Here is a 21513-nt window from a genome sequence, read left to right on the forward strand (position 1 = left end):
GTCAGCACTAGCCTACTGCACCTCGGCCATCTTGGCCTCGATCTGCGCCATGGCGTCCTCGCCGGTGATCTGGGCGCTGATGATGCCCTGGATCACCTGGAAGTAGGTGTCGACGACACCGGCCGGCAGGTAGACGCTCGGATTGTAGCCCACGCCATTGGCCGCGGCGGCAAAGATGTCGCCGAGGATCGCGGTCGGCGGGTTCACGCCGTTGAGGGCACGCGGGTAGATCATGGTGCTCGCCGCATTCTCGGCCCGCTTCTTCATCACCGCGTCCGAGAGGATGAAGTCGATCCACTTCATCGCCAGATCGGGCTGCTTTGAATTGGCCGGCACCAGCCAGCTCCAACCGACGCCGCCGGTCGGCTTGCCCGGCCCGAGGTCGGACGGCATCGGCGAATAGCCGGCATTGGCGAGGTCGTACTCGGCCTTGCGGGCGTTGGCGGTGAACCAGGGGCCGGCGACGAACAGGGCCGCCCGCTTGTTGAACCATAGCCGTGCTGCGCCATCGAGATCGAGCGCCGCCATTTCCTTGTCGATATAGCCCTTGTCGACCAGCTCGCGCAGCCGCGCCGCGCCAGTGACCATGGACGGGTCGGTCCAGCTGAGTTCGCCCGAAACCGCTTTGCCGACAGCCTCGCTGCCGCTCGCCGACTGCAGCATGTTGCCGAAGAGGTGCCCGGCGCTGCCGGCCGTCCGTGGCCCGATGGCGATCGGCATGATGCCCTTGTCCTTGATCTTTCCGAGCAGATCGAGGAACTCGGCATAGGTCGCGGGCATGGTCCAGCCGTTCTCGGCGAACATGTCCTTGTGGTACCAGACCGCCAGCGCATCGAGCCCATCCGGCACTTCGTAGATTTCGCCGCCGCGCTGCCGCTTCAGCTCTTCGTAGAGCCAGGGGTAGATCTGCTTGTCCCAGCCGCGCTCGGTATAGGCGGCGGTGAGCGGGGATACGAGCTTGGCGTCGACCACCGTGGTCACCCGCGCGATACCCGAATTGGTGAGGATCACGTCCGGCCCGGCATTGGACTGGATCGCGGCCTGCACCGCGCCGTTCGAAATCGTGCCGGTGGGCGGCATGAACTCGACGGTGACGCCGGGATTGGCGGCTTCGAACTCGGCCTTGAGGCCGTTCCACAGTTCCGCGACGAGCGGTTCGGTGATCTGCTCGGGGCCCCACATGACGAGCTTCTGAGCCTGGGCTCCGCTTGCCAATCCGGCGACCGCGAGGGCGGCGGCCGAGGCCAATAGGGTACGTCTCAACATGGTGGTCCTCCTCATTGGGCGCGCCGGTTGACCGGCGTCGTCTTGGTTCGCGGAATACCCGCGGATATGGCCTAGCGTTTGGCCGGTTTGGGGTCCTCGAAGCGTGCCAGCACGGTGCGCTGGACGTCGGAAATGTGGGCGTGCATCAGCTTGACGGCGGCCTTGATGTCGCGCTTGCGGAAGGCGGCGAGGATGTCGTCGCGCTCCTTTGCGGCGTCCTCGGCGAAGGTGTGGCTCTCGTTGGCGATGGTGCGGCCGATCTGGATCTGCAGCGCCAGCCGGCTCAGCGTCTCGATCAGCGCTGCATTGCCGGACAGCTCGGCGATGGTCTCGTGGAACTCGCGGTCGGCGAGGCCGTAGGCCACCATGTCATCGACCTTCAGTGCGGCGACGGCCTCGTCGAGGATGCGCTCGAAATTGGCGATGTGCCGATCGCTCATCTGCGGCACCGCAAGCTCGACGGCGAAGCACTCGAGGGTCTTCCGGAGTTCGTAGAGGTCCTCGGTTTCCTTCCTCGAAAAGCTGCGCACGAAGAAGCCCCGATAAGGCTTGATCTCGATCAGCCCCTCCTTGCTCAGCGTGCCCAGCGCTTCGCGGAACGGCGTGCGGCTTACCTGCAGCTTCTCGGTCAGCGCCTTCTCGTCGAGCGGCGCGCCCGAGGGCAGTTCGCCGGAAACGATCATCCGCACGATCTCCTCGTAGATGCGTTCGCGCAGCGTCAGGTGGCGAATTTCGTTCATTGCGGTTCCGTCGCGGCCTCGTTGTCCGATGTGCATTTGTATACAATTACCGCAAGAATATACAATATGAAAAATGCACGCTATGCCTATTGCATACGAAGTGACGGCGGCAAGCCGCGCAAACAGGTCCGAAATGGCCGGAAAGAGGGAGGAAATGGCAAAGGTCTACGTAGTCGGAACCATGGACACGAAGGGGCCGGAGTTGCGCTACGCCGCCGAGCGGGTGCGTGCCGCGGGCGCCGAATCCGTGCTGGTCGATGTCGGCACGCAGGGTACAGGGACGGGCGCCGACGTGGCGGCCACATTGGTCGCGACCCACCATCCGGAGGGGTCCGGGGCCGTGCTCGGCCTCACCGATCGCGGCAAGGCGGTCTCCGCCATGGCGAAGGCGCTGACCCGCTATCTCGCGGGTCGTACCGATATCGGCGCGGTGCTCGGCCTCGGCGGCACCGGCAATACCGCGCTCGTGACCGAAGCCATGCGCGCGCTGCCGATCGGCACGCCCAAGCTGATGGTCTCGACCGTCGCCTCGGGCAACACCGCGCCCTATGTCGGCCCCAACGACCTCACCATGATGTACTCGGTGGTCGACATCGCCGGGCTCAATGCCATCTCGCGCAAGGTCATCGGCAACGCCGCGCACGCCGCCGCTGGCATGGCGCTCACCGCCGCGCCAACCTCAGGCGCCGACAAGCCCGGCCTCGGCATGACCATGTTCGGCGTCACCACCCAATGCGTCACCATGGTCCGCGAGGCGATGGAGGCGACGCACGAGGTCTACACCTTCCATGCCACCGGCACCGGCGGGCAATCGATGGAAAAGCTCGCCGATTCCGGCCTCGTCGCTGGCCTCATCGACGTCACCACCACCGAGGTCCCCGACCTCCTCGTCGGCGGCGTGTTTCCGGCGACCGAAGACCGCTTCGGCTCGGTGATCCGCACCCGGCTCCCCTATGTCGGCTCGGTCGGCGCCGTCGACATGGTCAATTTCGGCGCCAGGGAAACCGTCCCGCCCCAGTTCCGCGACCGCAAGCTCCATGTCCACAACGCCCAGGTCACCTTGATGCGCACCACCCCCAACGAGAACCGCCAGATCGGCGAATTCATCGTCAGCCGCCTCAACCGCATGGCGGGGCCGGTGCGCTTCCTGCTGCCGCTCAAGGGCGTCTCGGCCATCGATGCCCCGGGCCAGCCGTTCCACGACCCGCAAGCCGACGCCGCCCTGTTCAATGCCATTCGCTCCGGCTGGCGCACCGCACCCAACCGCCAACTGGTCGAACTCGACCTCCACATCAACGATCCCAAGTTCGCCGCCGCGCTGGTGGCAAACTTCCATGAACTTTCCCCGTCCTAAGGCCGAACCATGACCAGACTTTCCCGCGAAGATATCCTCCTCAACCTGCGGAAGAAGATCGCCGCCGGCCGCCCCATCATCGGCGGCGGCGCCGGCACGGGGCTCAGCGCCAAAGCCGAGGAAGCCGGCGGCATCGACCTGATTGTGATATATAATTCAGGGCGTTACCGCATGGCCGGCCGCGGCTCCCTCGCGGGCCTCATGGCCTATGGCAACGCCAACGACATCGTCGTCGAGATGGCCCATGAAGTCCTCCCCGTGGTCCGCAAAACCCCGGTCCTCGCGGGCGTAAACGGCACCGACCCGTTTTTGATCCCCGACAAATTCCTCAACGAGTTGAAAGAGCTGGGCTTCGCCGGCATCCAGAATTTCCCGACCGTCGGCCTCATCGACGGCATCTTCCGCGCCAACCTCGAAGAAACCGGCATGAGCTACGCGCTCGAGGTCGAGATCATCGATCGCGCCGCGAAAAAAGACATGTTGACAACGCCTTACGTCTTCTCCAGCGACGACGCCGTGGCCATGGCAAAGGCCGGCGCCGATATCATCGTTTGCCATCTCGGCCTCACCACCGGCGGCTCCATCGGCGCCGAAACCGCGCTCACCCTCGACGTTTGCATCGCAAAGATCGACGAGTGGTCCGCCGCCGCCCGTGCCGTGCGCGACGACATCATCATCCTCTGCCACGGCGGCCCGATCGCCTTGCCCGAAGACGCAAGCTACGTTCTCGCCCGCACCCAAGCCTGCCACGGCTTCTACGGCGCGAGCTCGATGGAGCGGCTGCCGACAGAGCTTGCGATCGCCAGCCAGGTCGCGATGTTCACGACGCTCGGAGGCCGATGACCGCTAATGACGCAATGCGGACATAGGAGCCCACTGCCTGGAGGGAGGGACCAGTCGCGAACTGGTGTTGGAGCACGTCCGCGGCCAAGGTGCCAGAATGGTAAATAAGCCAGCGCGATCAATAACTTATAGAATGATTGCGCTGGAAATTCCTTAGACATTTCCGAGGGTTAGCAAGATCAACTTCATCGGCATTTCGAGTCCCTCCGTCTCCGCCATTAACTCCTTGATATTAATGGTGTTTTTTGTCTCGCGAGGGGTCGGAGGCTAACCTTCGGGAAGGTCGCGTCTATTTGCCCGGGCGGTCGCGCGAACCCAACTAGAGACGGCTATTCGGAGCCCGAATTCGCGATGCAGTCGCGCCATTCTCTAATGGGCTATCTCGCACTTAGGGCGCTTCATTCCACCAAGCGGTTCGCTGGGCGACTCTATGGCAGCCAGTGGGACATTGCGCGCCCGTTACAAATGCAGGGACGACCGCTTCTGGTCCAATGCGGAAGTACCGCGAGTATCGCGCCGATCTCCCGGTATCCGACGGTCGCCGGAGCGCGACACGATTTTAGAGGCCGCGGGCTAGCCGCGACCTCGAATGTCAGTTGCGCGCTATTCCGCCGGCACCGCACTCGGCACAGTCGCGTAGTTGGGCTCACGCCTGCCTGACAGGGCTGTTGCGAGTTGCTCCTTGTCGAGTTCGTTCTCCCAGCGGGCGACGACGATGGTGGCGACGGCGTTGCCGATCAGGTTGGTCAGCGCCCGGCATTCCGACATGAAGCGATCGATCCCCAGGATCAGTGCCATACCGGCGACCGGCACTGCCGGGACGACCGAAAGCGTGGCCGCAAGCGTGATGAAGCCCGCCCCGGTGATCCCCGCCGCACCCTTCGAGCTCAGCATGGCGACCAGCAGCAGGATGATCTGATCACCCAGCGACAGATCAATATTGGTCGCCTGCGCGATGAACAGCGCTGCCAGCGTCATGTAGATGTTGGTGCCGTCGAGGTTGAACGAATAGCCGGTCGGGATGACGAGGCCGACAACGGACTTCTTGCAGCCCGCCTTCTCCATCTTCTCCATCAGGCTCGGCAACGCGGCCTCGGAGGAACTGGTCCCGAGCACCAGCAGCAGCTCTTCCTTGATGTAGCGGATGAGCGCGAGGATCGAGAAACCGTTGAAGCGGGCGACGGCGCCGAGGATGACGGCGACGAAGAGGAAGGCCGTCAGGTAGAAGGTGCCAACCAGCATGGCAAGGTTGGCGACCGAGCCGAGGCCGTATTTGCCGATGGTGAAGGCCATCGCGCCGAAGGCACCGATCGGGGCGGCCTTCATCAGGATCGCAACCAGCTTGAAGATGGGCGTGGTGAGCGACTGCAGGATGTTGAGGACCGGCTCGCCCTTCTTGCCGACCAGCGCCAGCGCGACGCCGAACAGCACCGAGAAGAACAGGACCTGGAGGATGTTGCCATCCGCAAAGGCGCCAACGACGGTGGTCGGGATAATGCCCTGGAGGAAACCGACGATGGTCTGTTCGTGGGCCTTCTCGGCATAGTCGGCGACGGCGGTGGCGTCGAGGGTGGCCGGATCGATGTTGAAGCCGGCGCCGGGCTGGACGACGTTGCCGACTATGAGGCCGATGATCAGCGCCAGGGTGGAGAAGACGAGGAAGTAGAGCATCGCCTTGCCGGCGACCTTGCCCACTTTCTTGAGGTCGCTCATCCCGGCAATGCCGGTTGTGACGGTGAGGAAGATGACCGGCGCGATGATCATCTTCACCAGCTTGATGAAGGCATCGCCCAACGGTTTCAGGCTGGCGCCGATATCGGGATAGAAATGCCCGAGTGCGATGCCGATGGCGATGGCGACGAGCACCTGGAAATAGAGGTGCCGGTAGAAAGGTAACTTGCGGGGCAGGGCTGCTGCCCCCGTGTCTTCGATGATCATGGTCTCTCCTCCACGCTGATCAGTGCACGGCGCGTGCCGTGGTGCCGATGGAGATTGCAACCGGTGTGCCAACCAGGGTGATGCCGGCTAAGCAATTGCACGGGCAAAAGAAATCAGGAATCAGCGTGGAGCCCGGAGATCGGTGTGTGCGGATGGCCGCACAGTTCGGCTTGCGCCGTGTGCGAAATTACGCACAATCAGGATCATGTCCGTACCTGCCTCGGCTCAAACGCTGGAGCTGCCGGCGCCCGCCCTTCGGCGGCGCGCGTGGCTGATCTATCTGGCGCTCGCCGCGGCGACCATCTTTGCCACCCTGTGGGTGGCCGGCGATTTCGGCCGGACGCAAAGCCTCGAGGCGCTGCGGCAGCGGGCTATTGCATCCGCCAGCCTCAATACCACCGTGCTGCGGGCAGAACTCGACAAGCAGCGGTCGATGCCGCTGGTCGTGTCACTTGCAGGCGACGTCGTGCAGGCGGTGCTATCGAAGGATGAGGCAGCGCTGACGGCGCTCAACCAGAAGCTAGAGGCGCTGAACGCCGGGGCCCGGGCGAGCGTCATCTACGTGCTCGACAGAGACGGGCTGACGCTGGCGGCGAGCAACTGGCGGAGCGCCGACAGCTTCGTGGGCAACACCTATCAGTTCAGGCCTTACTACCGCGATGCGATGGCCGCGGGCAGCGCTGAGCACTACGCGCTGGGAACGGTCAGCCGCCGGCCGGGGCTCTACATTGCCCGCCGCATCGACACACCCACGGGGCCGATCGGGGTGGCGGTGGTGAAGGTTGAGTTCGATGCGGTGGAGGCGGCGTGGGCGAGCGCGGGCGAGCCGATCTATGTGACGGATGCTCGAGGCATCGTCTTGGTGACCGGGGTGCCTGAATGGCGGTTCCGCACGGACACGCCGATCGGTGACCCGGAGGCGCAGCAGATCAGGGAGAGCCTGCTGTTCGGCAATGCCTCGTTGCTGCCGCTGCCGATCGAGCCGTTGCAAACGGACGGGCCGTTGCAGCCGGTTCGGGTCACCCTGCCGGATAATGGGCGGCCGGAGCCGTATCTGCAGATTGCTTCGCCGGTACCATCGACGGATTGGACGCTGCACCAGTTGGTGCCGGTTACTGCGGCGGCTGCTGCGGGCGAGGCCGGCGCCCGGGCCTGGGCGCTGCTGATCGTTGTGCCCGTGCTCGCACTCGCCGCCTATCTCATCTGGCGCAGCGGGGCGGCGGCGCGGCTTGCCGCCAACAACGCGGCGGTGCAGCGCGAGCTGGCGCGCCGGATCGCGGCGCGTACCCTGGAGCTCAGCCAGGCCAACCAGCGGCTCAAGGCCGAGATGGACGAGCGGCAGCAGGCCGAGGGCCGGGAGCGGACTATTCGCGAGGAGCTGATGCAGGCCAACCGGCTCGCCTCTCTCGGCCAGATTGCCGCGGGCGTTGCGCACGAGATCAACCAGCCGGTCGGCGCCATTCGCGCCTATGCCGAGAATGCCCAGGTGTTCGCCGAGCGGCAGGACATGGCGCAGGTGAAGGACAATCTCGGTTCGATCACCGGGCTGACGGAACGGATCGGCGCCATCACCGACGAATTGCGGGCGTTCTCGCGCAAGGGCACCGGCACGGCCGAGCCGACCGGCGTCGCAGCGGCGATCGAGGGGACGCTCCTGCTGCTCGGCCACCGCATCCGGGCCCAGGGGGTGAGTCTCGTCACACAGATGCCGCCTGCGGGCCTCGAGGCACTGGCGCAGCGCATTCGGCTCGAGCAGGTGCTGGTCAACCTGGTGCAGAACGCGCTGGAGGCGGTGAGCGGTCGGCCGTCGGGCGAGATCGGGATTCGCTGCGAGGCCGATGACGAGGAGGTGCGGATCACCATCGAGGACAACGGGCCGGGTATTCCGCCCGAGATCATGGCGCGGCTGTTCGTGCCGTTCACCACGGGAAAGGCGCGTGGCCTCGGGCTCGGCCTCGTCATCTCAAACGACATCGTAACCGAGTTTGGGGGCAAGTTGACCGCGATCAACAAGGCCGGCGGCGGCGCATCGTTTACTGTCACGCTGAGGCGGGCCGCATGACCGGGGTTCAATCGAGAACGGTCGCGCTGGTCGATGACGACCGCGATTTTCGGGCTGCTGCCGCCCAGACGCTCGAGCTGGCGGGGTTCGAGGTGCGCCAGTTCGCCTCGGCCGCAGAGGCACTGCAGGTTGTCGACGAGAGTTTTGAGGGCATCGTCATCAGCGATATCCGCATGCCGCAGATCGACGGGCTGCAGCTCTACCGGATGCTGCGCGAACGCGATCCCGAGCTGCCGGTGATCCTGATCACCGGCCACGGCGATATCGAGATGGCCGTCGATGCAGTGCAAGAGGGGGCCTATGACTTCATCGCCAAGCCCTATGCCGCCGATCGGCTGGTACAGAGTGCCCGCCGCGCCATCGAGAAGCGCCACCTGGTCATCGACAACCGCAACTTGCAAGCGGCCCTCGAGGGCGCTGCGGACAGCCTGCCGCTGATCGGCCAGACCCCGGTCATGGAGCGACTGCGCAAGACCCTGCGGCAGGTGGCGGCCGCCGACGTCGATGTGCTCGTCGCCGGGGAAACCGGCAGCGGCAAGGAGGTGGTTGCTAGCCTCCTCCACCGCTGGAGCCGGCGTAGCGCCGGCAACTTCGTGGCGCTCAATTGCGGCGCCTTGCCCGACACCGTCATCGAGGCGGAGCTGTTCGGGCACGAGCCGGGGGCCTTCACGGGAGCGCTGAAGAAGCGGATCGGGCTCATCGAACACTCCTCCGGCGGCACGCTGTTCCTCGACGAGATCGAAAGCATGCCGCTTTCGGCGCAGGTGAAGCTGTTGCGGGTGCTGGAGATGCGCGAGGTGACGCCGCTCGGCTCCAATGCGATCCGGCCCGTAGACCTGCGGGTCGTCGCCGCTGCCAAGGTGGATCTCGGCGATCCGGCCCAGCGCGGCAGCTTCCGGGAGGACCTCTACTACCGCCTGCACGTGGTCACCGTCTCGATCCCGCCGCTGCGCGACCGGCGCGACGACATCCCGCTGCTCTTCGCGCATTTCCTCAATCGCGCGGCGGCCCGCTTCAAGGTCGAGGCCCCTCAGGTCTCGCCGCTCCTCCGCGGGTTCCTGCTCGATCACGACTGGCCCGGCAATGTGCGCGAACTCTCGCACTTCGCCGATCGGATCGCGCTCGGCCTCGATGCGGAAGATGCCGTGCCCGAGCCTGCCCCCGGACGAGCGCTGCGAACGCTTCCCGAACAGATGGAACAACACGAGGGCCACCTGATCCGGCAGGCCCTGGCCGCCCATCAGGGCGACGTGCGGGCCACAATCCAGAGCCTCGGCATCCCGCGCAAGACCTTCTACGACAAGCTGCAACGCCACGGCATCGACCGCGCAAGCTACACCAACGGCTCGCCTCGCGCTCAACCGGCTTCCGAACGGTAACGGCGCAAATTGGAGCCCGGCACACAACTCGCTGCCAGATACAGTCGTGCGACACCGCCCGGTCTCCCCAAGGCCAAAGCTGTTGGTGCGGGGCAGCGTGCCGACCTTGAAGACGAAGATCAGCTCGTGCTTGGAGCGATAGAAACTGCCCATGCCGCCATTGGTCTTGTTCCAGCCGCAGAGGTTCTTCAGTTCCGAGAATACCGCGCCGCCGGCGTCTAGAAGCTCGCGGAGGTGGCGCCAATCCATGCAGACAAACGCAATGGCGCCATCCTTGGAGACCGCCGCCGCCGGGCAACAAGCCGGGCTAGAAGAGCAAGGTGTACAGCTCACGCAACAGATCGCCGGGCTCACCGCGCAGAAGACCGCTCTCGGCACTCAGCTTGCTGTTCTCTAAGAGGAATGGCAGGGCCAAGCGAACTGCTTGATGATGGCCTGATAAGTGTCGGCCGCACGAACGCCAACAAGAACCAGCGGGCGGGTGCTGAGGGGGAGATCGCGCGGATAGACACTGACAACTGGCTCGCCTCCCCAGGGGGACGAGACTGGTGCCCGGCATGCCAGCAGAGTCAATCATTGAGACGGGCAACCGCACGGTTCTCGCCTACCCGATGAAGCCGTTGCTCGATCAGGTGATGCACACGTTCCGCGAGATTGAGGCTTAACCGCCAAGGCGCCGGGCGGCCATCAGGATGGATTGTGCGCCAGCATAGAGACCGGCGCTGTCTGCCGCCGGTTCGATCTCGATGCCGACATATCCTGCGTAGCCGGCCCGGAGCAGCCACGCCAACTCCTCGGCCCAGTCCTGGTTTCCAGAGCCGAACTCATGGCGACCAGGCACGTCCGCGGCCTGGATGTGACCAACCAGGTCCATTTGCGTGTCAATCGCCCAGCCGCGCGGTTCCCCGTTGAGGATGGCGTGGTAGCGGTCATACAGGAACTTGACGTTCGGGCGGTCCGTTAGCCGAACCACGTCCAGGGCAGCGGCGGAATCCCGGAGCAGGGCGTTCGGTCCTTCGAACTGCCGGTTGACGACCTCGACCACCAGCTCGAGATTCGAGGCCGAAACGGCGTCCGAAGCCCTTGCGAGGACATCGGCCACGGCTTGCCGTTGGGAGGCGATGTCGCGGTCCGCAATGACATCTCCGGCCAGAACGACCAGCTTGGGCGTACCAAGATCGACTGCAACGGCAGCCGAGCGTTCGACGCGGGCGATGAACTCGTCGTGCGACTGTGGATCGGCGAGTTGGCACTTGTCGCGCCATGTTTCGACGCACAGCGTATGGAGCTCGGTGTTCGAGGCCGTCAACGCCCGCCGCAGTTCGGGCAGCGGCTTGTCCCGCCAGTCCCAGATCTCGACAGCGGGAAACCCGGCGTCCGCCGCGGCCCGCACCCGGTCGGGCACGCTACGCCCGCCCTCGGTGAACGCCGTTTCGATGCAGACGCTGAAGTCGATCACCCCCCGATCCCCTCGGCGAACGTCCGGCCGGCTCGCAGCGCGGTGACGGGGTCAGTCGCGGCATCGAGCTCGATGAGGACGATCTCGCTGCCGGGGGTCTCGAGCATGGCGTCGGACCACCCTTTCCAGTCGACAACTCCGTCGCCGAGCCCGCACATGAAGCGCTGCTGCTGGGCGTAGATCGTGTGGTCGATGACCATCTTCTCGCTGATTGGCCCCACCGCGTCTTTCCAGTGCGCCAGCGCAATGCGCTGCGCGTGGCGCCGGGCAACCGCAACCGGGTCACCGCCGCCAAGCGCGATGTGGCAGGAATCCGGGCACAGCCAGACATAGTTGGGATCGGTGAACGACATGAACAGGTCGATGTCGCGCTCGAGCCACAGCGAGCTGTTGGATTCGGTGTGGATGGCGAGCTTCACACCCAGCCGGCTGACGGCCTCGCCAACCGTGTGGGCGATTTCGGCCATCCGGGTCATGTAGGGCGCGTCGACGAAGAACGCCGGCCGCTCGCCGTAGGTCCGCCGCATCGGCAGGCCGGTGACCAGCATGTCGGCGCCGACCTCGACGAGGAACGCAGCCCGCCGCTCGGCGTCGGCCACGATCACCCCGAGATCATCCGCCGTGCGCCAGTTCGGCAAGCTGGGGTCGGCGATGAAGGAACTGACGACCGACAGGCCGCGGGTGTCGAGTTCCCGCTTGAACGCCGCCCCGCTTCCGAAGGTGCGGATGACGTTCTCGATGCTGCCGGGCGCGAAGGTCAGCTCGACCCCCGGGACGCCCGTTTCCGCGAGGACGCCAAGCACGGTTTCCCAGAACTTGTCCGGGTTACCCGCTACCCACTCCTGCAGCTCCGCGTCGGTGTTCAGGCCCCAGAACTGCGGATGGTAGAACGTGATGATGTCTGTGGCATAGCGACGGGACATTGAGGTCTCCAGATAAGGGCTATTTGGGATTATGGGGTCGATCGGGCTACTTCAGCCCGGTCACGGCAATGCCGCGGACAAAGTACTTCTGCAGGAAAATGAACAGCAGCAGGACCGGCAGGAGGACGACAACGGCGCCGGCCAGCAGCAGGCCGTAATCCGTCGAGTTTGCCGCCTGCGAGGCGATCGAGAGACCGACCGGAAGGGTGTAGGTCTCCTCGCTCTGCGCTACGATCAGCGGCCAGAGGAAGTAGTTCCACGAGTTGAGGAAGGTGATGATGGCGACCGTCGCCACCGCCGGCCCCAGCAGGGGAAGGAAGATGCCGAAGAAGATGCGGAACTCGCCTGCCCCGTCGAGGCGCGCTGCTTCGAGGAGGTCGTCGGGAATGGAGTCAGCGAACTGCCGCATGATGAACACCGCGATCGGCATGACGGCGATTGGCAGCACCATGGCGGTGAGCGTGTTGACCAGCCCCAACTGCACGATGACGAAGAACTGCGGGACGAACAGCGCGACATACGGGATCATCATCGCCATTAGGACAGAGGCGAAGACGAGACGCCGGCCCTTGAAGGGCAGCTTCGCCAGTGCGTATCCGGCCATCGAGCTGAACAGCACGTTCGCGACCACGGTGAAGACCGAGACGATGAACGAGTTGCGCATGAAGGTGCCGAACTGGCGGTGCTCGAACAGTTCGATGAAGTTGTCGAAATTGCCGAAGTTCCTCGGCAGCCAGGCACCCGGCGCCGACATGATCTCGGCCTGGGACTTGAATGCCCCGAACATCACCCAGACAAAGGGGATCAGCGTGATAACGGCGACGACCGTCAGCAAGGCGTAGAGCAGCGGCGTAGCCAAATGAAGCTTCGGGGTCATGACCGGGCCCTCAACATGCGAAGCTGGATGATCCCGAGCACCACGATGATAGCGAGCATGACGTAAGCACCGGCCATGGCGTTGGCGATGTTGCCGAAGCCGAACTGCTCGTAGACCCACAGCGCCACCGACTTGGTCGCGCCGAGCGGGCCTCCCTTCGTCACGAGGTACGGCTCATCGAAGATGTTCATGTACGACACCGTCATCAGCACGCTGACCAGCAGCGTCGTCGGCTGCAGCAACGGCAATGTCATCGAGATGAGACGTCGCCAGGCGCCTGCGCCATCGAGGGCGGCGGCTTCGTATACGTCGGATGGAATGGACTGCAGCCCGGCGAGGAACAGCACCATGCAGGTGCCGATGTTGCGCCAGACGGCCAGCATCACCACGGTGGTGAACGCCATATTGGGGCTACCCAGCCAATTGGGGCCGGCGATGCCGATCGAGGCGAGGAACGAGTTGGCGGGTCCGTTCAGCGTGAACGCGTACTGCCAGATGACGGCCGCGGCGACGACGTTGGTGATCACCGGCAGGTAGAAGGCTGCGCGGTACGTGGCCCTGAGGCGCTTGATGCCGCTGTTGAGCGCCAGCGCCAGGGCTAACCCGATCAGCATCGTCAGCGGCACGCCGGTGAGCACGAACAGCCCGGTCGTCGCCAGGGACTGCAGGAACCCGGCATTGGTCAGTACGCGGACGAAGGTGCCCAACGCCACGAAGTCGACGTCGAATGGGTGCCGCATGTCGGCGACGCCGATATTGGTGAAGCTGTAGACGAGGGCAATCAGCGCGGGGACCGCGGTGAAGACCGCGAACGTCGCCATGAACGGCGCGATGAAGGTCCACGCGGTTGTTGTCTGCCATGGAGTCGGCCGGGGTGCTTTCCCCAACGTGCTGCTCAACTGAATTCCCCTTGAAGACGATGGCATCCCGTAGCGGGCGTCCGTGGAGCGCGATGGTCAGCGCTCCACGGCATGTTGCTAGTCCGAGGGAAGGGCCTAGTTGCCCACCCCGACCGACTCGGCGAAGGCCTGCGCGTCGTCCAGCACCTGCTGGGCAGTCGCCTGGCCGCGAGCGACCCGCTCCGTCTGCTGGCCGATATAGGTGCCGACCTGGCTCCAGGTGGGGACCTGCGGAATGTCGACGGCCGTCTCGAGTGCCTTGCGCTCGGCATCGAGCAGCTTGTTGCCGGCGATTGCCGGATCATCCCAGGCGGCCTTCACCGAGGGCAGGCTGCCGAACAGCTTGTACCAGGCGATCTGCGTGGCCGGCTGCGTCAGGTAGCGGGCGAGCTTCCAGGCTGCGACCTGGTTCTTGCCGTCCTTGAGCACGGCGATGCTGCCCGAGCCGAGCGCCGAGGCGGTCCCCACCGGTCCGGCCGGCATTTCGGCTGTCGCGAGGTTCGCATCGACCCACTCACGGCCGTTGGCGTCGACCGCCCACTGCTCGAACCAGGGGCCGATGTCCTTGCTGGCGATCTCGCCCGAGGTGAACCACGGCACGGTGTCGAGGAACTTCGGGCCATCGGGAGACGCGAGGCCCTCGGAGAACAGCGAACCCCAGAACTCCAGCGCCTTGACGTTCTCGGCGGAGTTGATGGTCCACTTCGTCCCGTCGGCACTGATGAAGCTGCCGCCGTTCTGGTGGATGAATTCGTTGAGGCCCTGGGCGTTGTAGATGTCGTAGCCGACATCCATTCCGATGCCCCACTTGGAGCCCTGCGCCTGCATGGCCTTGGCGAAGGCCTTCAGTTCGTCCCAGGTCTTGGGAGCGCCAAGGCCCGCCTTTTCGGCCAGGTCTTTGCGGTACTGGAACATCGTGGCGTAGACGTCGAGCGGGATGCCGTAGGCGACGCCGGCCTTGACGTTGGTGTTGTAGGCGTTGGTGAAGAAGTCGTCCGGGTTGGCGACGCCGGCGGGCACCGGTGCGAAGGCACCCGTCGCCATGAGGCTCGCCTGGCTCTGCGAGTAGAGGCGAACGAGGTCGGGGACCGTGCCGGCGGCGATGGCGGTGAGGAGCTTGGCGTCGAACTGGTCCGACGGGATCTGCGTCACTTCAACTTTGACGCCGGGGTTCTGCGCCTCGAACTCGGCCAGGAAGCCGGGCATCTTCTCGCCTTCGGCGCCGCCGATCCAGACCTGGATCGTGCCCTCAGCAGGCGAATTGTCGATCACGTCCTCCCCTCGGCCGTAGCCGGTGAGAGCCAGCGCAGCCGCCGCCGATGTGGCGGTGAGGATGAGCGCGCGGCGGGTAAACCACTTCATAGGCATCATGCTTCCCTTTCTCGAACTGAGAGGAAATCGGCGCTTCGGAGGGGCCTTTCCCTGGCACTGGAAAAGTCTGCGAGTTGATCTTGCTGGGAAAGACAACCTACTTGGCAATCGATTGCCAACGGGATATTGATTGCATATGCTGTTTTGGTGCGCAAGCGCCTATTTTGCCCACTGAATAGGCAGCGGTAAGTGTTTGACGCCCTGAGAAAATTCCGGCGAAAAGAGGAAAGAGGGACGAGGATGATTCAGCGATGACGAGAACATCGGATGATCGTGCGGCCGGTCCTTCGATCGCGGACGTGGCCCGAGAGGCCGGTGTCGCGACATCGACGGTCAGCCGCGCCTTGACCATGCCCGGCCGCATCGCCGAGCCCACCCGGCTCAAGGTCGAGGCGGCGGCCCGCAAGCTCGGCTACACCGCCAACCAGACGGCGCGCAGCCTGCGCGTCGGGCGGACCCGCACCATCATGATCGTGCTCCCCGAGGAGCTCTATATCGGTGCCTCGCAGACGGTCATCGAAGTGCTGCGGTCCGCCGGCAAGGCCCTGAAGGAGCGCGGTTTTTCCCTGCTCATCGCCAACGTCTCGCGCGAAGCCGAAACCGACGAACACATCCTCACCGTCGCCCTGGGCGGGACGGTATCCGGCGTGCTGCTGATGGCGAGCGCCATGCCCGGCGCCAATGGGCGAAGCCTCACCGATACGGGACTGCCGATCGTCTCGCTGCATTTCGACATGAGCGCCGAGGGCATCCCAAGCGTCGTCAGTAACGACCACGATGCCATCAGTGCCGCCGTGTCCGAGCTCATCGGGCTGGGGCACCGGGGCTTCCTCTATGTGCGCGGTCGCGAGGGCAACTACCACGATATCGAGCGCCTGCGCGGCGTGCGCACCGCACTCGCCACTCACGGGCTGCCGGAAGCGGCGCTGCAACTCTACCAGGGCGACTTCAACTTCGGCGGCGGCGTCAGGGCCGGGGCGCACTTCCTCGAACAGCCATCGAGCGAGCGGCCCAGTGCGATCGTCTGCGCCAACGATGACACGGCGATCGGCTTCATCAAGACCGTTGTCGATGGCGGCCTGCGGGTGCCGGACGACGTGTCGGTCATCGGCTTCGACGGCGCCGAGGTCGGAGCGTTCATGCTGCCGGCCCTCTCGACCATCCAGCAGGCCACCTCCGAGCTGGGCCAGCGTGCGGCCGACCTGGTGATGGACCTGGTCCTTGGCGAAACCGACCTCGAGCGCCGCATCGAGGTGCCTTGCTCGATCGTACTTCGCGAGAGCGTCAGGGCCGTCACGGCGTAGCGACCCGCACTGGTCGTCGCCTTTGTCCCGCGCCAGCCCGATATCGGGCGGAGCCCCCACACCCTGGTCTTTCTACAAGGCCCGTATCACTAGGAGCAAATCATGCCTGACGTCGTTTTCGACGCCCTGATCGTTGGAGCTGGCGCGGCAGGGATGTTCGCCGCCAGGGAGCTCACCGCCCAGGGCCTGAAGGTCGTGCAGCTCGAGGCCGGACCGGAAATCGGCCCCGACGACTTCGATGCCAACCACAAGCCGCGCCAGTCGGACATCAACATCCTGCAGCGCGCCAAGGCCACCCTGGGTGGTCAGTGGGTGCAAGCACGTGCGGCCTTCTTCGATAGCCGGCAGCGCAAGCTCTTCACCAGCGACCGCAAGAACCCGTACTCGACGCCGCCAGACGCCCCCTTCGTCTGGATCCGCAGCCGCCAGGCCGGCGGCCGGACGCATGTCTTCGGCCGTGTGCTGCTGCGCTGGACGGATGACGATTTCAAGAGCAACTCCCGCACCGGTCGCGGCGTCGATTGGCCCATCGCCTACGACGATATCGTCCCCTATTACGAGGAAGTCGAACGCTCGCTGGAGCTCTACGGCCAGCCCGACGGCGTCCCGACGCTTCCCGATAGCATCTACACGCACGAAGCCCGGATGACCGAGGCGGAGACCCTGTTCAAGACGGAGGTCGAGAGCCGCTGGCCGGAACGGAAGGTTGTGACCTGGCGCTATATCGGGCCCGAGCCCACACGCGTCCTAAGGCCGATGCGCGAGGCCATCGCCAGCGGTAATCTCGATATCCGCTACAACACCATCGCCCGCCGCATCCTGACCGACGACGAGACCGGCCGGGCGATCGGCGCCGAGGTGATCGACAGCCGCACCGGCCGGGTAACTGTGATCAAGGCGAGATCCGTGGTGCTTTGCGCGTCGCCGATCGAAAGCGTCCGGCTCATGCTGAACTCCAGCTCACCACGCCACCCCAATGGCCTCGGCAACAGCTCGGGGACGCTCGGGCGCTACTTCATGGACCAGTTGCCCTGCATTGCCGCGGGCACCTTCGCCAAGGCAAAGGGCTGGGCCAGCGCCGACACCGCTCCACCGGATCCCTTCTATGGGCCATCCGGTGGCATCTTCCTGCCGCGCTTCATCGGCAAGGATGGCAGCTCGGCAGCGAACGACTTCGACTTTCAGGGTAGCGTCGGCCGATCCCGCACCGGCGCGACCAGCGACGCAAGGCTGAGCTTTTTTGGCTATGGGGTGATGCTGCCAAACCCGGACAACCGGATCACCATCGACCCCCGACGCAAGGACGCGTGGGGCATCCCGGTTCCGCACATCCGCTGCCAGATCGGGCCCGATGACAAAGCCACCCTGACCCGTCAGCTCGATACATTGACCGAGACGATCGAGGGGGCAGGGGGCGAGCTGGAGTTCATCGGCTCGCCGCTCGGCCTCGAGGAAAAAGGTCGTGGCGCCTACCCGGATTCCGACCCGCTCAGCCGCTTCCTGTTCCGCCGGATGTTCAGCCGAACCATGGTGATGGGGGCAGCCATCCACGAGGCCGGCGGCGCGAGGATGGGCGAGTGTCCCGAGGACTCCGTGCTCAACAACTGGAGCCAGAGCTGGGACGTCCCCAACCTCCTCGTCACCGACGCCAGCGCTTTTGCCAGCAGCGGCGTCACGGGTACGACACTCACGATCATGGCCTTGACGATACGCGCCTGCCGACACCTCGCGCAGGAGTCCAGGGCGGGGCGGATCTAGCTGGAGAGCCCATTGGCGAGGCTCAGCCGAGTTCCAGCGTGGTGATGCCGAATATCTCGTCGAGCGGAAGATCGGGTGCGGGACCGAGATACATGCGCGCGGTTTCGAAAGCGGGTGTGAGGCCGAGGCGGCGGGCCATTTCGACGGCGGCGTGATTGAGCTCGGGGATGTCGATGAAGATCATGTCGGTAGCCGCGGGGGTCACCAGCGTTGCGAGCAGGGTCTCGGCGATCGCTGGGGTATCGGCGAAGAGCGGACCGATCTTCCAGCCATCGACGCAGCGGCGAATGGTGCCGTAGCCGCGGAGCGTGTCGTCTTCGAAATAGCCCTCGGTCTGGCGCGACGGCGACGGGGCGAGCCAGGCTTTGAGGAAGTCCGTGCGCTCGGCGGCGACGTGCTGGCGGTCGTAGGCGACGACGGCGTCCAGGTCGTCGCCAGCGATCGGCCGGACGAAGGAGCGAGTGGTGACCAGGCCCCGCAGCGATCCGCCCCAGCGTGCGCTCTTGTGGGCGAAGGCGAAGCCGGACTTCCGGTAGTTGCCCTGCTGGGCCACGACGCCGTCGAGGCCGATGCTGCGGCCCGCTGCGCTGGCGATGCCGGCGTCCCAGATGGCCTTGCCGTAGCCCTTACCGCGATGCGCGGGGTGGACGATGTAGAGGCCGAGGAAGGCGAAGTCCGACCCGTATTTGACGACCGAGATACAGCCGACGCGCACGGTGCCGATCCAACCCATCAGGAAGCCGCTGGGGTCCTGCGCGTAGAAGGCGCCGGCGTCGTCGAGGCCGGGGTTCCAGCCCTCATCGCGAGCCCAGCCGAGCGCCACGTCGAGATCGGCGCGGGTCATCGGTTTGATGCTGAGGTTCATGCGGCCAGCGTACGCGCGAACGGCCCCGATTGCGACGTGCCCAACTTCAGCGCCACGAGTCCCTCAGCGAGCTTCACCGCAGCAGCGACCCCATCGATCACCGGCACGCCGTGCCTCGCAGCGAGGTCCGCAGCGAGATCGGCCATGCCTGCACAGCCCAGCACGATGGCGTCGGAGCCATCGTGCAGCAAGGCGCTGGCGATCTCGTCGGAAATGGTCTCGCGAGCGGTTGAACCGGGGCGCTCAAGCTCGAGCACCGGGACGTTCGACGCGCGCACCTTGCCACAGCGGGCGCTGAGCCCATAGCGCAGGATGTTTTCCTCGATGATCGGGATCGACACCGAGAGCGTGGTCACGACGGAGAAGCGGTCGGCGATCAGCATGGCGGTGTGGTAGGCCGCCTCGCCGATGCCGATCACCGGAACGCCGGTCCGCCGCCGGGCCTCGTAAAGCCCGGTGTCGTCGAAGCAGGCGATGACGATGGCATCGAACCCCTGCGCCTTGTCGATCTCGGCAAAGAGGCCGGGGAGTGCTGCCTCGCCGTCCTCGACGCCCTGGATCGAAGCGGGGCCGGTGGCCGGATTGCGCGCCACGATCTCGGTGTCTTCGGCCGCGACGTCGCGCGCCGCAGCGCCGATCTTTTCAGTCATCGAGGCGGTGGTGTTGGGGTTGATCAGCAATAGTCGCATTTAGGCCCGAGCCCGCTTTCGGCCGATGAGAAGGATGATGCCGAGGGTGACGAGGATCACGGCGAACGAGAAGAGCGTCGTTACGGTACCCAGCGCGTAAAGCACCGGTGTCGTGACGTTGGTGGTCATGCCGTAGATTTCGAGCGGCAGCGTGTTGAAGCTGCCGGCGGTCATCAGCGTGCGCGCGAACTCGTCGTAGGAGAGGCTGAAGCCGAACAGGCCGACGCCGATCAGGCTGGGCGCGATCATCGGCAGCAGCACGTGGCGGAACGTCTGCCACGGCGAGGCGCCGAGGTCGCGCGCCGCCTCCTCGTAGGACGGCGAGAAGCGGTTGAAGACGGCGAACATGATCAGCACGCCGAAGGGCAGCGTCCAGGTCAGATGCGCCCCGAAGCCCGATGTCCACCACGACGGGCGGAAGCCGATCTGCTGGAACAATACGCCGATGCCGAGGCTGACGATGATCGACGGCACCACCAGGCTGGCGATGGTCAGGTAGAACAGCGGCGTGCCGCCGATGAACTTGCGGCGGAAGGCGAGGCCGGCGAGCAGCGCTACCAGGACGGTCGAGACCATCACCATCAGCCCGAGCAGCAGCGAGCGCGTGAAGCTGGCGCCGAAATCACCCACCGCCTGTTTCTCGAAGAGATTGCCGAACCAGTGGAACGAGACGCCGTTGAGCGGGAAGGTAAGCCCGCCGTTGGGACCCTGGAACGACAGGATGAAGATCGCTGACATCGGGCCATAGAGGAACAGCACGAAGAGCCCGAAAAAGGCGGCGAGGACGTAGAAGCTGAGCGGGCGCTTTTCGCGGTGCTTTGCCATCTCAGAGTTCCTTCCGGATATCGACGATGCGGAGGATGCCGCCGACAAGCAGCAGCACCAGCACCAGCAGCACGACAGCGTTGGCCGCAGCGGCCGGATATTGCAGCAGCGACATCTGGTTCTTCATCATCAGCGCCACCGAGGCGCTTTGCCCGCCGCTCATCACCTGCACGGTGGAGAAATCGGCCATGACAAGGGTCACGACGAAGATGGTGCCGATCGCCATGCCGGGCTTGGCCAGCGGCAGGATGACGTTCCACATGATCTGCCAGGCACTGGCACCGGCATCGCGCGCCGCTTCGATCAGGGAGCGGTCGATACGCATCAGCGTGTTGAAGATCGGAGTGACCATGAACAGCGTGAAGAGGTGCACCATGGCGAGCACCACGGCGAAATCGGAGTAGAGCAGCCACTCGATCGGCTGGGAGATGACGCCCATCTCGACCAGCGTGGAATTGACCAGGCCATTGCGGCCCAGCACCGGAATCCACGAGATCATGCGGATGATGTTGGAGGTGAGGAACGGCACGGTGCAGACGAGGAACAGCACCATCTGCGTGGTCGCCGACTTGACGTGGAAGGCGAGGAAATAGGCGACCCAGAAGCCGATGAAGAGCGTCAGCATCCAGACGATCGCGGCGAATTTCAGCGTGTTGAGATAGGTCTTCCAGGTGACCCAGGAGCCGAGCGTGTCGACATAATTGGTGAGCACGAAGCCCGGATACATCCGCGCAAAATCGTAGTCCCAGAAGCTGACGAAGACGAGCAGCAGGATCGGCAGGAGGAGGAAGAAGCCGAGGATCAGCCAGAGCGGGATCGACTGGATGTATGAGGCGAGCCGGCCGAGGGACAGCGGCATTTTCCGCGTCTTCGGCTTCACCGCCGGTACCGCAAGAGTCTCTTCGGCCACAGCCAAGCCGGCCTCCATCGTCGAGGGGAGAAGCCCGGCCGGAGTCCGGCC

Annotated in this window: 18 protein-coding genes and 1 pseudogene; 6 read left to right on the forward strand and 13 right to left on the reverse strand. The window is 65.1% G+C overall.

Translation table 11 applies throughout. The features are described from left to right. Window positions 1-12: 12 nt before the first annotated feature. The gene (locus tag AC1DV8_RS02050; RefSeq protein WP_477156290.1) at window positions 13-1266 is read right to left on the reverse strand and encodes an ABC transporter substrate-binding protein; all 1254 of its coding nucleotides are present in this window, start codon (window positions 1264-1266) and stop codon (window positions 13-15) included. 71 nt (window positions 1267-1337) lie between these two features. Continuing rightward, window positions 1338-2006 (reverse strand): GntR family transcriptional regulator, encoded by a 669-nt coding sequence (locus tag AC1DV8_RS02055; protein WP_477156291.1) that lies wholly within the window; start codon window positions 2004-2006, stop codon window positions 1338-1340. Between the two features lie 154 nt (window positions 2007-2160). Between AC1DV8_RS02055 and AC1DV8_RS02060 the strand changes: the two genes are divergently transcribed. Together AC1DV8_RS02060 and AC1DV8_RS02065 are read left to right on the forward strand one after the other, a co-directional pair. Continuing rightward, window positions 2161-3360: a Tm-1-like ATP-binding domain-containing protein gene (locus tag AC1DV8_RS02060; protein WP_477156292.1), complete on the forward strand. Its 1200-nt coding sequence runs from the start codon at window positions 2161-2163 to the stop codon at window positions 3358-3360. Window positions 3361-3369: 9 nt separating this feature from the next. Next, entirely contained in the window at window positions 3370-4203 is an 834-nt protein-coding gene (locus AC1DV8_RS02065; RefSeq protein ID WP_477156293.1) for a phosphoenolpyruvate hydrolase family protein, read from the forward strand. 603 nt (window positions 4204-4806) lie between these two features. Here AC1DV8_RS02065 and AC1DV8_RS02070 read toward each other — a convergent pair. Then, window positions 4807-6141 carry a dicarboxylate/amino acid:cation symporter gene (locus tag AC1DV8_RS02070; protein WP_477156294.1) on the reverse strand — a complete coding sequence of 445 codons (1335 nt, stop codon included), beginning with the start codon at window positions 6139-6141 and terminating at the stop codon, window positions 4807-4809. Window positions 6142-6346: 205 nt separating this feature from the next. Here AC1DV8_RS02070 and AC1DV8_RS02075 point away from each other — a divergent pair, with 205 nt between their 5' ends. Together AC1DV8_RS02075 and AC1DV8_RS02080 are read left to right on the forward strand one after the other, a co-directional pair. Continuing rightward, the gene (locus AC1DV8_RS02075) at window positions 6347-8203 is read left to right on the forward strand and encodes a sensor histidine kinase (RefSeq protein ID WP_477156295.1); all 1857 of its coding nucleotides are present in this window, start codon (window positions 6347-6349) and stop codon (window positions 8201-8203) included. Beyond that, window positions 8200-9582, forward strand: coding sequence for a sigma-54-dependent transcriptional regulator (locus AC1DV8_RS02080; RefSeq protein WP_477156296.1), 1383 nt, complete (start codon window positions 8200-8202; stop codon window positions 9580-9582). Before AC1DV8_RS02075 ends, AC1DV8_RS02080 begins: the two co-directional genes overlap by 4 nt. Before the next feature lie 39 nt (window positions 9583-9621). Here the strand turns inward: AC1DV8_RS02080 and AC1DV8_RS02085 are convergent. From AC1DV8_RS02085 to AC1DV8_RS02110, 6 genes and pseudogenes are all read right to left on the reverse strand, one after another. Further along, window positions 9622-9861: pseudogene (locus tag AC1DV8_RS02085) on the reverse strand (DNA-methyltransferase); the annotation flags it as partial. A gap of 382 nt (window positions 9862-10243) precedes the next feature. Beyond that, window positions 10244-11041 carry a TIM barrel protein gene (locus AC1DV8_RS02090; RefSeq protein WP_477156297.1) on the reverse strand — a complete coding sequence of 266 codons (798 nt, stop codon included), beginning with the start codon at window positions 11039-11041 and terminating at the stop codon, window positions 10244-10246. Next, window positions 11038-11964, reverse strand: a complete 927-nt coding sequence (locus AC1DV8_RS02095) for a sugar phosphate isomerase/epimerase family protein (RefSeq protein WP_477148151.1) — start codon at window positions 11962-11964, stop codon at window positions 11038-11040. Before AC1DV8_RS02095 ends, AC1DV8_RS02090 begins: the two co-directional genes overlap by 4 nt. A gap of 46 nt (window positions 11965-12010) precedes the next feature. After that, window positions 12011-12841, reverse strand: coding sequence for a carbohydrate ABC transporter permease (locus AC1DV8_RS02100; RefSeq protein ID WP_477148150.1), 831 nt, complete (start codon window positions 12839-12841; stop codon window positions 12011-12013). Beyond that, window positions 12838-13662 carry a carbohydrate ABC transporter permease gene (locus tag AC1DV8_RS02105; RefSeq protein WP_477148149.1) on the reverse strand — a complete coding sequence of 275 codons (825 nt, stop codon included), beginning with the start codon at window positions 13660-13662 and terminating at the stop codon, window positions 12838-12840. The genes AC1DV8_RS02100 and AC1DV8_RS02105 overlap by 4 nt, the downstream gene beginning before the upstream one ends. Before the next feature lie 174 nt (window positions 13663-13836). Continuing rightward, window positions 13837-15102 carry an extracellular solute-binding protein gene (locus AC1DV8_RS02110; RefSeq protein ID WP_477156298.1) on the reverse strand — a complete coding sequence of 422 codons (1266 nt, stop codon included), beginning with the start codon at window positions 15100-15102 and terminating at the stop codon, window positions 13837-13839. Window positions 15103-15362: 260 nt separating this feature from the next. Between AC1DV8_RS02110 and AC1DV8_RS02115 the strand changes: the two genes are divergently transcribed. Further along, entirely contained in the window at window positions 15363-16415 is a 1053-nt protein-coding gene (locus AC1DV8_RS02115; protein ID WP_477156299.1) for a LacI family DNA-binding transcriptional regulator, read from the forward strand. 102 nt (window positions 16416-16517) lie between these two features. Then, a complete protein-coding gene (locus AC1DV8_RS02120) occupies window positions 16518-18173 on the forward strand; it encodes a GMC oxidoreductase (protein ID WP_477156300.1) in 1656 nt (551 codons plus the stop codon). 22 nt (window positions 18174-18195) lie between these two features. On the opposite strand, the gene AC1DV8_RS02125 is transcribed toward AC1DV8_RS02120, so the two are convergent. From AC1DV8_RS02125 to AC1DV8_RS02140, 4 genes are read right to left on the reverse strand one after another with little or no spacing between them, the layout of a single operon-like run. Further along, a complete protein-coding gene (locus tag AC1DV8_RS02125; RefSeq protein ID WP_477156301.1) occupies window positions 18196-19038 on the reverse strand; it encodes a GNAT family N-acetyltransferase in 843 nt (280 codons plus the stop codon). Next, window positions 19035-19727 carry an aspartate/glutamate racemase family protein gene (locus tag AC1DV8_RS02130; RefSeq protein ID WP_477156302.1) on the reverse strand — a complete coding sequence of 231 codons (693 nt, stop codon included), beginning with the start codon at window positions 19725-19727 and terminating at the stop codon, window positions 19035-19037. Before AC1DV8_RS02130 ends, AC1DV8_RS02125 begins: the two co-directional genes overlap by 4 nt. Further along, window positions 19728-20552, reverse strand: coding sequence for an ABC transporter permease (locus AC1DV8_RS02135; protein ID WP_477148143.1), 825 nt, complete (start codon window positions 20550-20552; stop codon window positions 19728-19730). It abuts the gene before it with no gap. A gap of 1 nt (window position 20553) precedes the next feature. After that, entirely contained in the window at window positions 20554-21411 is an 858-nt protein-coding gene (locus AC1DV8_RS02140; protein ID WP_477156383.1) for an ABC transporter permease, read from the reverse strand. Between the last annotated feature and the right edge of the window lie 102 nt (window positions 21412-21513).

Source organism: Devosia sp. P3_B2, assembly GCF_056402875.1.